The 13,690-nt window shown below is 70.8% G+C and carries 9 protein-coding genes and 1 pseudogene; 5 read left to right on the forward strand and 5 right to left on the reverse strand.

Going from position 1 to position 13,690, the window contains the following annotated elements:
* Together GUY61_RS24100 and GUY61_RS24105 are read left to right on the forward strand one after the other, a co-directional pair.
* Positions 1-555: pseudogene (locus GUY61_RS24100) on the forward strand (alpha-glucosidase C-terminal domain-containing protein); the annotation flags it as partial.
* Between the two features lie 46 nt (positions 556-601).
* A complete protein-coding gene (locus GUY61_RS24105) occupies positions 602-1,804 on the forward strand; it encodes a toll/interleukin-1 receptor domain-containing protein (protein ID WP_313896829.1) in 1,203 nt (400 codons plus the stop codon).
* 55 nt (positions 1,805-1,859) lie between these two features.
* Here the strand turns inward: GUY61_RS24105 and fxsT are convergent, their stop codons facing one another.
* From fxsT to fxsA, 4 genes are all read right to left on the reverse strand, one after another.
* The gene (gene fxsT, locus GUY61_RS24110; protein ID WP_166632338.1) at positions 1,860-5,846 is read right to left on the reverse strand and encodes an FxSxx-COOH system tetratricopeptide repeat protein; all 3,987 of its coding nucleotides are present in this window, start codon (positions 5,844-5,846) and stop codon (positions 1,860-1,862) included.
* Positions 5,843-7,018, reverse strand: coding sequence for an FxsC protein (fsxC, locus tag GUY61_RS24115; RefSeq protein WP_166632339.1), 1,176 nt, complete (start codon positions 7,016-7,018; stop codon positions 5,843-5,845). Before fsxC ends, fxsT begins: the two co-directional genes overlap by 4 nt.
* A gap of 430 nt (positions 7,019-7,448) precedes the next feature.
* Complete coding sequence (locus tag GUY61_RS24120; RefSeq protein ID WP_313896831.1) at positions 7,449-8,600, reverse strand: FxsB family cyclophane-forming radical SAM/SPASM peptide maturase; 1,152 nt, start codon at positions 8,598-8,600, stop codon at positions 7,449-7,451.
* 54 nt (positions 8,601-8,654) lie between these two features.
* Positions 8,655-8,828, reverse strand: coding sequence for an FxSxx-COOH cyclophane-containing RiPP peptide (fxsA, locus tag GUY61_RS24125; RefSeq protein WP_166632340.1), 174 nt, complete (start codon positions 8,826-8,828; stop codon positions 8,655-8,657).
* Between the two features lie 386 nt (positions 8,829-9,214).
* Between fxsA and GUY61_RS24130 the strand changes: the two genes are divergently transcribed.
* Entirely contained in the window at positions 9,215-10,315 is a 1,101-nt protein-coding gene (locus GUY61_RS24130; protein ID WP_166632341.1) for a winged helix DNA-binding domain-containing protein, read from the forward strand.
* Positions 10,316-10,395: 80 nt separating this feature from the next.
* Here GUY61_RS24130 and GUY61_RS24135 read toward each other — a convergent pair whose 3' ends face one another.
* Positions 10,396-11,058 (reverse strand): hypothetical protein, encoded by a 663-nt coding sequence (locus tag GUY61_RS24135; RefSeq protein WP_166632345.1) that lies wholly within the window; start codon positions 11,056-11,058, stop codon positions 10,396-10,398.
* A gap of 323 nt (positions 11,059-11,381) precedes the next feature.
* On the opposite strand from GUY61_RS24135, the gene GUY61_RS40420 reads away from it, so the two are divergent.
* Both GUY61_RS40420 and GUY61_RS24145 read left to right on the forward strand, forming a co-directional pair.
* Entirely contained in the window at positions 11,382-12,521 is a 1,140-nt protein-coding gene (locus GUY61_RS40420; RefSeq protein WP_166632342.1) for a LacI family DNA-binding transcriptional regulator, read from the forward strand.
* Positions 12,522-12,594: 73 nt separating this feature from the next.
* The gene (locus GUY61_RS24145; protein ID WP_166632343.1) at positions 12,595-13,680 is read left to right on the forward strand and encodes a MerR family transcriptional regulator; all 1,086 of its coding nucleotides are present in this window, start codon (positions 12,595-12,597) and stop codon (positions 13,678-13,680) included.
* Positions 13,681-13,690 lie beyond the last annotated feature (10 nt).

The raw sequence follows: 13,690 nt of genomic DNA on the forward strand, positions 1-13,690 counted from the left end.
AGGCTAAGACAGGCACAGCCCTGGCCCGCCGGGTGCTCACCAAAGAACTCCAGCCCGTCGTCTCCGCGTACTTCGGGGGCGATTCCGCGCGCCCTGGCATGCCGACTGCTGGCCCTCCCCGGCTGCCACGAGGTGCCGTACGCCGTCGTCGCCTCCGGGGAGCACGAACTGAGGGCACTGCGCGGGCTGCTGGCCGCCCGTGCCGGCCAGCTCGCCCTGCGCCACGGCGACGTGTGGTTCGTCCCGACCGGTGAGCCCCGCGTCACCGCCGTACGGCGGCACCACGCCGGGCAGTCCGTGCTGTGCGTCACCAGTGAGTCGGACCTGCCCGTCACCGTTCACCTGCCCGCGCGCGGAACGGAGTCGGAGCTGGTCGAGATCGCCACGGACGACCCCGTCGAACCGTCCGGCGCGTGGCCCACGGCGACCGTACGGCCGTCCAGTGGCGCCTTCCCCGTAACCCTGGACCCCGGCCGCACCCGGTGGTTCCGCGTCCGGGACACCCCCGTCCCCCAACCGCCGCCGGCGGGCCGACCCGGCCCGCGCACCGGCTGACGTTTCAGCTCCGCTCAGCGCGAGGAGTCCGATGTTCCGTCCCCACGTGTTTCTCAGTCGCAGTGAACCCAACGGCTGCGACTGCAACTGCTGGCCCGCGCGCCGCGCCGTGATGCAAGTGCTGCGCGAGCTCGACTGCGAGCCCATCGTCGTGGACAGGGAGTCGCTCGTCCCCGGACAGGACTGGATGGAGGCCATCTCCGACGGCATGGGCAGCGCCCACGGCATGCTCCTGATCGTCTCGGCCCACGCCATCATGTCGCCGCACGTCCAGAACGAGCTCGCCATGGCCGAACTGCGCAACCGCCACGATGGCTTCCCGGTGATGCTGCTCATGCTGCCCGAGGTCGACCGCGACACCCTGGAGAAGAGCCGGCTCGGCTCCCTCAACCCCACCAGACGGCAGACCGTCGACTGGCCGGACGACGGTGACCTGGAGGCCATCCGGAGGGACATCGCTCCCCAGCTCGAACTGATCCGGGTCGGCCTGAACGGCTCCAAGGTCCACCACCGGGTCGTCCACCACCTGCGCGACGTGGACGAGCCGACCCTGAACCGGGCCAGCGCCACTCTGGGCATGCCGGCGGAGATGCTGTCCCCACTGATTCGCCACCGCGTCGCCACCGGACTACTGATGGAGCGTCAGAGTGCGCCTGGAAACGACCCGTTGCGCTCCGCGCTGACCGAACTGCTCCCACTCCAGGCGTCCACCGCCTCGCGGGAACTGATCGAGCTCAGCGTGACGCACGCCAGGGTGCCCGCCGCCGACGCGGCCCGTATGCACCAAACGGTGCAGGACGAGGCACCGCGGGTCGCGGTCCTGCCCGCACGGTTCACCGACACCGCACGGCGCTACGTTCACCGGGTCAGTGAACAGCCGCTGCCCTGGGACCACTTCGTCGCCCCGATCACGGCCGGGGCGGGGGTCCTGGACGGCCTGGTGGAGGGAATCCGGGACTTCCTCGAGGACCAGATCGACGTGTACGACGACGAGACGCTCCGGGAACACGAGCACGAGTTCGGCCCGGTCGTGGTGATCGTGCCGCATCCGCCCGACCCCGACCTGGTAGCCCGGCTCGGAGCCGAGTTCCCGGTCGGCATCCTGTTCCTCTTCGTCGTCGACGGAGCACTGGTGGGGGCGGCCGGTCCGCACACCGAACTGGAAGGCCTCCCGGAGCCGCGGGAGGAGGAGATGAACCGCACCGTGCGGAGGTTCGTACGCAAGTACGGCACCTCCTGGAGCAATTGATCTGCACTCCTCCCGCCTGTCTCCTCCCGGTCCTGCTTCCTCCATCGGCCCCCGGTCAGATGGGCGGCATCTCCAGATCGAAGTCGATCCGCTGCCGGGCGGCCATCGTGCGGCAGGTGGGGTGCCGCGGTCCGAACTCCCGCTCCGCCTCCAGGACGATCTTCCCCAGCTCCTGCGCCGCCGCCTCCTGGTCCCCGCCCAGATGCCGGTCCAGGACCGTGTTGAACTGGGCGCAGAGCACACGCGGATGATGCTCCCGGTAGAGCTCCCGGTAGGCGTCGTACGCCATACGGTCCTGCTCCAGGGCCTCCTCGTACCGCTCCCTGGCCGCCAGCACTCCGGCGCGGTTCGCCCGGCAGGCGATCGTGGCGGGGTGGTTCTCGCCGAGTACCTCCATCAGCGCGGGCAGCGTCTCGTCGGCGAGGTCCAGGGCCTCGTCCAGCCGTCCTCCACGCAGGTGGATGACGACCAGGTTCGAGGCCGAGGCGAGGGTGAACGGGTGACGTTCGCCCAGCATCGCGCGGTACTGCCGGTGGTTCTCGGTGCCGAGTGCGTGTGCCTCCGCCGCCTTCGACGGGTTCGCCGCCGAGAGGGCGAGCAGATCGCAGGCCAGGTTCGCCGCACAGGACAGGGTGTCCGGATGCGCCTCGCCGTACCTGCGCCGGTAGGAGTCGAGGGTGGTACGGCTCAGGGCCTCGGCCGCCGCGTACTCGCCGAGCCTGCGGCGCGTCACGGCGAGTGAGGCGTCCGTGCGCAGGATGTCTTCCGACTGCTCGCCGAAGTGGGCCACCAGCCGCCTGCGGATCTCGATGAGGAGATCGAGGGAGGCCTGGTAGTCACCGGTCTCCCTGCGGTCGAGGGCGACACCGTTGGCGGCCAGCCAGGTCGACCGGTGCTGTGGCCCGAACGTCTGACGCCATTTCTGGTATGTGTCCGTGGCCATCTTCAGTGCCTCGGCCGGACGGCCCACGAGATTCAGCGAGACCCCGAGGTTGTTGGCGGCCCGCAGGGTGTCGTCGTGGTCGGGACCGAAGTCCGGGCTCTCCCGGTAGAGCCGGTACGTCTCCTCGTCCGATTCGTAGGCCTCCGGGTAGCGCCCGAGACCACGCAGGTCGGCGCCGTAATTGCGAGCTGTGATCAGGGTGTATGGATGGGCATGGCCCAGCAGTTCCTGCTGCCGGTGCAAGGTGTCGCTGTCAAGCTCGTAGGCATCCTTGAAGCGGCCCAGTGACCGCAGCGGATTGGCGAGCTGGGCGGCGAGCCTGAGCGTGAGCTGGTGGTCGCTGCCCAGCGATTCGGACCAGCCGGCCCGTGCTTTGCGCCCCAGTGAGATGGCGGCACGGTGGTCGCCGATCCGCCACAGATTGCGCACCTGTCGCACGATCCACTCGCACACCCGGGGGTCGCTGCTGCTGATGGCGCCGGAGGGCTCGAGGTGCGGCAGCAACTCCGCGAACCGCTGACGGGCCTCGGTGCTGTCCTCCAGCAATGAGGCCGAGGGCAGGGCGCGGGCCAGGACCAGGTGGGCCCGGTGCCGGGTCCGGTCCAGCCGTTCCGGCTCCTCGGCGAGCCACTCCCGGACCGCGGCCTGGACCAGCCGGTGCACCTGGATGGACTGGCCGCGCTGGTCCACTCTGGCCAGGGCGTAGCGGCCCAGGTCCCGGATGAGGTGCCCGGTCATCATGGGGTCGAGTACGGCGTTGTCCCCGGCCTCCTCGGCCAGGTGGTTGCGCATTCCGTCGCTGTAGAGCAGGGAACGGGAGATCGGCTCGGGCGAGAAGAAGGAGCACAGCTCCAGCAGGCGTACGGCCGCCGGGCGCTCTTGTTCCAGCCGGTCCACGGAGAGCCGCCACACAGCGGTCAGTGATTGCTGCTCGTCCGCTCCGTTGTCCCCCTCGCCGGCGGACAGGACCGTGCTGACCCGGCTGCGCACCTGATGGAGGTACGTCTCCACGGGCATGGCCGTCTGGCGCAGCCAGGCAGCGGCGAGTTCCACGGCCATCGGCAGATCCCCCAGCTCCTCGGCGATCCGGTCGGCGTCCTGCCGGGACAGACCGTCCACCCCGCGGCGCAGCAGAGCGACGCTCTCCGCCCGGGTGAAGGCGTCGACCTCCACCGCGACCGCCGCGCCAGTCTGGGGAGAGCGCCGGGCGGTGATGATGACATGCCCCGGACCGTGCAGCGGAAGGTACGGCTCCAGCTGTTCGGCCGCATCGCCCGGGCCCTGGCTCTCCACGTTGTCCAGGACGAGGAGCCAGCGCTTCCCGCCCCAGTCCGGCGCCTCGCCACGCAACGCCGTCAGAGTGGCCTGCACCCGGTCGTCGACGGTCTCCCCGGGCAGGTTCAGCTGGGCGCCCAGCTCGGCCAGCCGCCGTGGGATCTGGTGCGGCTGCTCGGCCGAGATCCAGTGCACGATGTCGTACTGCGACCCGTACCGGTGCACGTACTCCAGGGCGACCTGTGTCTTGCCGATGCCGCCCAGTCCGTACAGGAAGACCCGGTCCGTGGGCGTGTCCACGCGCAGCGCGTTGGCACTCAGCTGGGACCTCAGGTGGCTGAGCAGCACGTCCCGGCCGGTGAAGGCGTTGTTGCGGGCCGGCACGTTGAAGATCCCGGGTACGAGCCCCGGGTAGGCCGGGCCGGAGGGCACGGCCGAGGCCGGCGCGCTGAGGTCGAGCAGCGCGAAGATCTGGGTGAGTGCCTGCTCGGCCGGCAGGTCGACGAGCGAGATTCCGGGCAGCCGCGTCAGCGAGGCGTCGACGGTGTGATCGCGGGTGCGCACGCCGATGATTCTCGGACCGTCGGGCAGCGCGGAGAGTTCACGTACCTCGTCCGCCACCGGTGTGGTGACGAAGTCCGGTGACAGCAGGGCGATGACCACGTCGGCGCTGTCCTGCTCGGCCGACGAGATGCCGGTCGACGGGCTGCTGCCGCGCAGGGTCACGCCCACTCCGGAGGCCTGGAGCTGCGCCGAGATCCACTCCGCCCAGGCGCCGTCGCGCAGCGCGTAGTCGATCCGCACGCGGGGCAGGGCTCCGGTGCCGGATGATCCCGCCTGCTGGAAGCGGTTCAGCAACTGCCTGCGCACCGGTTCCTCGATCGGCCGGACGGCTGTGACCGCGCCGTCCGTGATGGCCGCGGTGAGCCGCTCGTAGGCGGCGAGCAGGGTCCTGGGCTGGCGGGGCAGTTCGGCGACGGTCGCCAGGACCTCTTCGTAGGCGTAGAACGGCTTGTAGGGAATCTCGACCGATCCCCAGTACCCGTCGGGGTCCGCCGCCATGGGAGTGTCCTTCAGGAACTGCTGGAAACGGTCCCTGGCGTGCTTGCGGCGCGCTTCCAGCTTCTCCTTCTCGGCGTCCTCGACACGCATCGGCACGGGAAGGATCCGCACGTGCGGAGCGGCACGCTTCACGTCCTGGGCGACGTCGGCGCCACCGTCCACCGACTGGGTGTTGAGCGTGAAGCAGTTCACGAGCACGTCGGGCAGAACGAGCGTGGTGATGCCGGAGGTGTCGCTGAAGCCGGTCCGGCTGTCGATGAGCGCGTAGTCGTAGTTGTGCCGCATGTCCTCACGCATTGCGGTGAGGAACGCCTTGCCGTTGCGCCGTTCGTAGAAACCGCGCCAGTCGTAGGTGTTGATCGTGTCGGAATACTCGGGGGTCCTGCGGCCCGAGGAGACGAAGTGGACGAAGCCGCCTTGCGGGAAGTCCCACCTGAGGGTCGAGCCGAAGCGCTCCACCCTGGCGTGGTCGGCATAGCCGTCCCCCGTCGGGCGGGGACTGAGCAGGTCGAAGCCGCGCACCAGGTCGATGACGCCGAGCGTGGAGTCGAGTTCGGGGTCCCCGAGGAATGGCGCGAAGTAGCGGTGCAGTCCCGGCGCCTCCAGGTCCCAGTCCATCGCCAGGACGCGTTTGCCGTTGCTCGCCAGGATCCATGCGACATTGGCCAGCGCCATGGTGCGGCCGGTACCGCCCTTGAAGCTGTAGAACGTGACGACCTTGCCGGACTCCTGGGTGCCGGCGTCACCCGGGTCGTGAATCATGAAGAACGCCTTCCCAGCAATGGAAATGTATCGAGGTCGTCGGCGGACGGAGCCGGGTGCCGTTCGGCCCCGGTGGACTTCATGGCGTCGTTCTGCGCCCGGATCAGTGCCTTGCGCAGCGCCGCGGTGAACTTCTCCGCGTCGGGCAGTCCCCACCGCTGGAACTCACTGACGCTCTTCCGCAGCAGCGGCAGCGTCCGGTCCAGGGTCCGGTCCAGCTCGGGGGCACTCTCAGCCGTCTCCGTGTCGTCCTCGTTGCGGGGTTCCAGCACCGTCGTCGACTCGGGTGACCGCTCGTCCACGGCCGCCAGCAGTCGTTGTTTCTCACGCAGTCCGGCCGCCCACGCGTCCACCAGGAGGACGACCAGCCGGTCCTGGTCCCCCTCGGTCCCGACCTGCTCGACCGCCCGGTCGTCGAGCGGCAGCACGGTCGGGCTGAAGTCCAGCGTCGTGGCGGTGTCCTTCACCAGGGAGACCAGTGCGTCGCTGTTGCCGGGTACGTAGGGGGACCAGTCGAGCGGGCTCTGCCCGTAGTACTGGCGGGAGCGGCGCTCGGCGGGGAGTTCGTGCTCGGCCACGGCGGCCATCACGAAGCTGACGGCCCGGCTCGGCGGACGCGCGGGGACACGTAAGGCCTCGGGACTTCCGGCCGACGTGAAACCGTGCACCTCGGGCAGTCGTTCCCTGACGGCGCTCACCCGGTCGGCCACGGCCTCGACCACCATGTCGTAGTCGGCACCGTAACGGGCTCTGAGGCGCAGCAGATGCAGTACGCCGTCCCGTCGGTACGCATCCGAGGCCACGGACAGGGCGGGATGCACGGCGCCGGTGTCCGCAGCGTCCTCGGGACATGGTTCCCACATCACCGGGACGATGGCATCGACGCGCCGCCCGGTGCGTGACCAGTTCACGTCGACGCGCTGCTGGAAGTACGACCATTCGGCGACGCAGTAGGACTGGCTGAAGTACCGCGGTGAGAGCAGGGCGACCAGAGTGGTGGCACGGCCGAGCCGGTCGAGCTGGGGGTCGGACGAGTGGCTGTCGCCCCGGACTCCCACGTTCTCCGGGGCACGGCCGACGCGCTTGGCGACCGCCGCGCACAGGTCGCGGAAGAAGGCCGCCACCCACTCGTCGTCGACCCTGCGGACGTGACTCAGATAGAAGTGGCTCACGGTGACTCCAAAACCCATGGCGTGCCCGGTGGCGATGCGGGCCAGAGCGTGGGCGAGGACAAGTCGGCGCGCCCTCTACCGTCTTCCACACCTCGGCTGATCGGGATGCAATGCGTGTGCGGGGATTTGCCCCTCATTGCACACCAGGGGGCGACAGTGCGCGCCCGTGGTGACCTGTCCAAACCGGTCCCTTCTGCTCTGAATGGCGGATTGCCGGACCGTTCAACGATCTTCAACGGCCTCGGTGACGCGTCGAGCGGTGGGCGGGCCGGGGAGGTGGTTCTACGGGGCGTCACCCGTTCCGGGGAATCCGTCCCGGCCCAGCCGCGGGGGTGAACCCGTTGGGCCGTACGCCGGAAGAAGCCACGGCGTGTGGGTCCCGCCCGGCCGCCGGGGTCGCGCGCGGCCGTGCGGAGCGCTTCGAGGGCGGTCATGAGGCCTTCCCTAACAGTTCCCTGGCATCGGTGACGACACGGTCCCGGATGTGGGTCGTGAGCAGCTCGAGATCGGCGCAGTAGACGCTCGGGTTGGCGAAACCCGTGCGCGGGTGGAAACGATGGGCGCGGAGACCGCCACCGCACAGCCGCACCACGGGGCAGCCCCGGCACTTGTCCGCGAGCGAGGCGAGGCCGCCTTCGCGTGATGCGGCTATCCGGGGATCGCGTGCGGCGGTGTCGAAGTCGTGCGTATGGATGTCGAGCCCGGTGGCGGCGGCGCCGTCATAGGCGGCCTTCAGGGAGTCCGGCATCTCGATCGAGCCGTCCGTGTCGACCACGACGAAGCCCGAGGGGGCCAGTCCGACGGCCTCGGACCCCGCCTTCCCGCCGAGGGCAAGCGCCATGATGTCCTCGAAGATACGTACTCCGGTCTCCCGGCGCGGCGCGGAGTACCAGCGGTCGAAGACGGATAACAGCCACTGCCCGTACGGCCCCCGGCCCGGACTGTGTCCCGGCGGCGGATATTCCCACGTCGCGTGGGGGAGGAGGAAGTCCACGGCCGGAGGCTCCTGGCCGAGGAGGGCCTCGTAGGTGCGCACAGGGTCGTTGGAGAGGTCGACGGTGCAGAGCAGGCCTGAGTACAGCGCCCTGTTCTCCGGTCGCCTCAACAGGTCCATCCCCCTCTGAACGGCGGCATGACTACTCCGTCCGTTCCTGTGACGCCGGTGCAGGTCGTTCGCCTCGCGGTCGCCGTCGAGGCTTATACCTACAGACACGTGGTGCCGCCGGAAAGTATCCAGCCAAGAAGGGGTAAGTAGCGTTCCGTTGCTCTGGACGGAGATAGTACATTCCGTCGCGCCTTCGAGGTGGCCTCTTACAGCTGTCACCAACTGGTCGATTGCCGCCCGGCCGGCCAGCAGCGGTTCTCCGCCGTGCAGCACCACCCGGACGGATGGGAGCGCGTGGTTTCGGGCGTGCTCGGCTATCCTCTCGGCCAGCCGCTGCGCAGTGGCGGGTGACATGACCGCAGGCTTGTGCTTCCAACTGCTGTCACGGAGTTCGTAGACGTAGCAGTGGTCGCATGCGAGGTTGCAGTGGCCGGCCACCTTGACCACCCATTCGGTGAAGGGCCTTACCTCCCGCACGTGCCCACCTCCGCCTCCGGAGTGCGGCGACCCGGGTCGCCGCGCAAGTCCGCGTCACATCGCTGAGTCGAACGAAGCCACCTGTGTGTGCGTACGCTCGATGGTGTCCCGCACGACGCGCCGCAGCGATTCGGCCAACGCGTTGTCCGGCAACGCGTCGAGCTCCGCGGGAGTCACACCGCAAAGGTTCAGAACGTCGAACTCCCCGTCGACTGCCGGCGTCTCCATCGGACAGGCGCCCCCGTTTGATCGGCCGCGGTCTGTCGTCCCCGTGCCCGCGGATGTGGACGTGTCTCACGCCCGCCCGACGGCTGTGCGGTCTCACCACGGTGCGGGCGGGTGGTGCCGTTCTTTGTCTCAGAGAAGCACACGGACCCGGTGCGAGCCAGAACGCACAGCACATTTCGGCCCGTCAGCGCCCTGGAAAGCCGCGAATACGGCTCACAATCGCCCAGGCCGCGATGATCCGCGGCCGGCCCGGGCTGCCTTGGAGAAGCGGTGAGGCGGATACATGTGTTCGAATAACGGTTCACCGTTCGGCGGATCGGTCCGCTCCCGCGCCTCCGGATGATTGAGGACAGGTAATGGCCTCAATCGCCCTTAGTGCGGGGGGTATGACCAAGACGCCGGTCGTACTCGGCACCCGTGCGCTGAACCGGGCCACTCTGGCACGCCAGTTGCTCCTGAAGCGGGTCCGCATGACCGCGGGGGAGGCGGTCGAGCACCTGGTGGGTCTGCAGGCCCAGGCCGTCAAGGCCCCTTACTACCAACTCTGGTCGAGGCTCGCGGACTTCGACCCCGAGGAACTCTCGGGACTGCTCGGGTCCAGGGAAGTCGTCAGGATTGTGGCGATGCGCTCCACGATCCATCTGGTCGGTGCGGGCGACGCCCTTGTACTGCGCCCGCTCAGCCGGCCCGCGATCGAAAGGGAACTGCGCATGTTCGTCGCCCGGTTGGGCGGTGTCGACCTGGAGCGGCCGGTGGCGCTCACCCGCGAGCTCGTCGAGGAACGCCCCCGCGCCACGAAGGAGATCCGGGAGCGGCTGACACTGGAGCGGCCGGACAAGGACCCGGCCTCGCTGTCCGGAGCGGCCCGCTGCGCACTGCCGATGGTCCAGGTCACCCCGCGTGCGATGTGGCGCAGAAGCGGCCGGGTCGCCCTGACGACCGTCGAGAGCCGGCTCGGCAGGGTGCCCGAGGCCGACCCGGACCCTGAACCCGTCCTGCTGCGGTACCTCGCGGCGTTCGGACCCGCCTCGGTACGGGACATGCAGACCTGGTCGGGCCTCACCGGGCTCGGTGAGGTCGTCGACCGGCTCGCACCGACGCTGCGCACTTTCCGTGACCCGAAGGGAAGGGTGCTGTACGACATCGAGAACGGCCATCTGCCCGACCCGGACACGCCCGCCCCGGCCCGCTTCGTCCCCGAGTTCGACAACCTGTTCCTGTCCCACGCCGACCGGTCACGGATCGTGCCCGACGCCTGCCGGGGCCGCACCTGGCAGGGCAATCAGGCGTTCCCGGTGCTCTTCGTCGACGGCTTCCTCGCCGGGATCTGGGGACTGCGCGAGACCAAGGAGACCGCGACGCCGACCGTGGAGCCCTTCGCCGGGCTCACCCGCGCCCAAGAGGACGAGGTCGAGACGGAGGGCGCCCGGATGCTGGCAGCGATGACCTCGGCGCGGAAGCATGAACTCGTGTTCCGGCGGCGGTGAGTCGAGGCTGGCGAACCTGTTCGAACGCGGCACATTGCTCGGCCGGTCCGCCTCGACACCCGCGGGCCGGACCGCGGGTGTCAGCGGCGGCGCGGCGAGGCCAGCAGGTACGCGGTGCCGCTGCGCCGGTCGGTGTGGGTGCCGGCCTGCCAGCCGGCCCGCTCCAGGGCGGCCGCGCACGCGGGAAGCCCGGCGTCGGCCCCGGCTCCGGGCCAGGTTACGGAGACCGCCTCGGGCTGGGCGGTCTCCGTAACCCGGTAGCCACCGCCGCTTCCGTCATCCGGCCGGCAGCCCGCCGCCTCGAGCGCCAGCGCGGCCGCCGGCACCAGATGCGTGCGCTCCCAGGCGCAGGGCCGGGACGCCTCGCCCTGCGCGTTGGTCAGCCGCCGCATCTCCAGCAGGCCCTGCCACGCGCTGTGCACCTCACGCACCCGGGCGGGACCGGCCGGGGCGGGCTCCGCCTCCGTGCCCGTACGGGCCGCGAAGACCCCCGCGGAGGGGTCGCGCTCCGCCGCCGCCTCGGGCCGGGAGGCCTGTGGAACCTCCCGCAGCAGCAGCAGCTGCTCGCGGAGGCGGTGCCCGGCCGGGGTCAGGAAGTGGTGCCGCGGCGGCCGGGGGTGACGGAACGCCAGCCGCTGGACCACGAGATCGTCGAGCAGTGCCTCGGGGCCCCGCAGCAGACCGGTCACCGGATCGGCGGCGACGATGTGACGGCGCTGGGCGGCGGTCGGCTGCTTGCGCATCATGCCCCCTTCCGTGACTTCCGCAACTTCCACGACTTCTGCAGCTTCTGCGACTCCCGGACTTTCGCGACGGACGTACGCCGGGTCGGGGCCGGTGGGTGCCGGGGATTCCCCGGCCGGCTCTGCCAGTCTCGCACCCGCCGCTGACAACACCTCCCGCGATGCCCGATCATCGTGTTCATGCACTCCGTGCGCAGACCCCAAGCCGTCACCGCACGAGCGACGCCCGGGCAGGCGACGCCGAGGCGAGCGACCGGCACGCGAGACCCGGACACGCGGACCACCGCCACCGTCCGGAGACCCGGTGACAGGAGCCCGACCGTATGAGCGCCACCACCGGCGGCGGCACCGTGGCCGGACGCGGAACCGCGGCGCCGCCCCGTCCCGTCTCCCTCCGCCAGCTCGACGCCATCGTCGACGAGATCTCCGCCCGCGTCTCGCCCGAACGCACCCGGCAGCTGCGCATGGTCGCCGGTATGTACGACCGCGCCCTCGCCCGCGAGGCGCTCCCCACCCGGGCCCGCCGCAGCGTGCGGCAGCTGTTCACCCCGGCCGCCCTCCGCCCGTACTGGGAACTGGCCGTCGCAGGCGAGCTGCGGCACCGCGAGCAGGACCGCGGCAGACCACTGCCGCTCGCCTCCCAGCGCATCGTGCGGGACTGCCTGGGCATCCTCGCCGCGGCCGCCGTCCCCGGAAAGCCGGTACCGCTGCCCAGCATCGCCCAGCAGGAGGCCAAGGAGACCATCGCCCCCCGCCAACTCACCACCCTCTACAGGGGCCTGGTCGACATGGCCGGCGCCGGTCCGCTGGAGCGCGACGGCACGGCCCTGTCCTACGAGGACCGCACCCGGCTGCTCGCCATGGTGGCCGTGGTCCTGGACGCGGCGCCGCGCTCCGGGGAACTGGAGGGCATGCGGCTGGACGACCTCGACCTCGACGAAGGCACCGTCAAGGTGCGGCGGCGGCCCCAGAACGCGTCCGATCTGCGGCTCGAGGACATCGCCGCGGCCGCCGGCACCGACCGCACCACCGTTTCCCGGGTGCTGAACGGCCGTGCCGGGCAGGCGCGTATCTCCAGGGCCACCCAGCAGGCGGTGCGCGAAGCGGTGGACCGGCTCCCCGCAGGGCCGCACATCGAGACGTACGCCCTGCGCGAGGGTACCGGCGTGGCCCTGCGCCGCTGGCTGGCGGTGCGCGGGGAACTCGTCGCCCCGCTGGAGGGGGCGAAGAACGCCCTGTGGGTCTCGCTGGTCGCCACCTCCGCCGGTCCGCCCGGGCTGCCGCTGCGCGCGCAGGGCATCCGGCGCGCCTACGTACGGGGCATGACCGCCCTCAACTTCGTCATGGCGGGCCAGTACGGATGGGAGCCGCTCCCGGAGAAGCTGGAACGGCTGCGCCGCTCGGTGCGCGCCCGGCCGCTGAGCTCGGTGACGGAGACGGACGGAGACCGCCCTGCCCGGTGAGCGGGCCCCCGGGACGGCTCGGTTTGACCCTCGACCTTGTCGAGGGGCCAGAGTCCCGGGTGTGGAGAGCGAGATGCGCAGTATCGGCGAGCTGGCCCGGGAGAGCGGACTGAGCGTGAGCGCCCTGCGGTTCTACGACCGTGCCGGCGTGCTGGCCCCGGAGCGGGTGGATCCCCTGACCGGCTACCGGTGGTATGCCCCCGCGCAGAGGGAGGAGGCCCGGCTGCTGGCCCGGTTGCGCCGGGCGGGCATGCCGCTGGCCGACATCCGGCTGGTGCTGGCCGGCTGGTCCGGGGCGGACACCGACCTGGTTCGGAAGCTGCTTCGGGAACACCTGCGCCTTCTCGGACGGGCACTGGCCGATGCCCGCAGCGAGTTCTCCGCCGTCCTGGCACTGCTCGAACGCAAGGAGAACCTCATGACCGACCTCCGCACCGCCACCACCCGCTTCACCGTCTCCGCCGCAGAACTGGCCGCCGCGCTGGACACGGTCCGTTTCGCCGTCAGCACGGACCCGGAGCTTCCGATGCTCGGCGGTGTCCTGTTCGACATCGAGGGCGAGGAACTCCGGGCCGTGGCGACCGACCGGTACCGGATGGCCGTCGGCCGGGCGGGGATCGCGGGGCACACCGGACCCCGGACGCAGGTGATCGTGCCCGTCCCGCTCGCCGACGCGATGCGTGCGCTGCTGAGCGGCGAGGCGTCCGTCCGACTGACCGTGGAAAACGGCCGCGTGTCCCTGGACGCGGGAGACCGGCAGACGGCCGGCCAGTGCCCGGAGCACGACTTCCCCGACTACCGCCGCCTTGTGCGACTGCCCGCGGGGCGTCGTCCTGCCCCCGTCGACGTGGCGGCCTTCCGTGCCGCGCTGGAGTCGGGCCCCGTCCGCGTGAGCGAGGCGCGTGAGCCGGACGGCGCGGCCGGTGAACTCAGCGTGCTCAAGATCGCGGCCGACGGCACGGTGATCGTCTGCGAGGACGGCGACGACGATCAGGACCGTGTGGCCGTCAACCGCGACTTCTTGCTGCACGCCCTGGAGGCCGGAGCCAGGGAGCGGCTGATCCTGGAGTTCGGCGCCCCCACCGCGCCCCTGGCGATCCGCCGGCCGGAGGACGAGAGCAGCTTCTCGCTGCTGATGCCGGTCGGGCTGGGGCACTGAGGGTGGGCAC

Source organism: Streptomyces sp. GC420 (assembly GCF_009916105.1).
Classification (GTDB): domain Bacteria; phylum Actinomycetota; class Actinomycetes; order Streptomycetales; family Streptomycetaceae; genus Streptomyces.

Coding starts and splice junctions, on each gene's coding strand:
- fxsT (WP_166632338.1), bottom strand. CDS start 5,846: ATGATTCACGACCCGGGTGACGCCGGCACCCAGGAGTCCGGCAAGGTC.
- fxsA (WP_166632340.1), bottom strand. CDS start 8,828: ATGGAGACGCCGGCAGTCGACGGGGAGTTCGACGTTCTGAACCTTTGC.
- GUY61_RS24130 (WP_166632341.1), top strand. CDS start 9,215: ATGACCAAGACGCCGGTCGTACTCGGCACCCGTGCGCTGAACCGGGCC.
- GUY61_RS24135 (WP_166632345.1), bottom strand. CDS start 11,058: ATGCGCAAGCAGCCGACCGCCGCCCAGCGCCGTCACATCGTCGCCGCC.
- GUY61_RS40420 (WP_166632342.1), top strand. CDS start 11,382: ATGAGCGCCACCACCGGCGGCGGCACCGTGGCCGGACGCGGAACCGCG.
- GUY61_RS24145 (WP_166632343.1), top strand. CDS start 12,595: ATGCGCAGTATCGGCGAGCTGGCCCGGGAGAGCGGACTGAGCGTGAGC.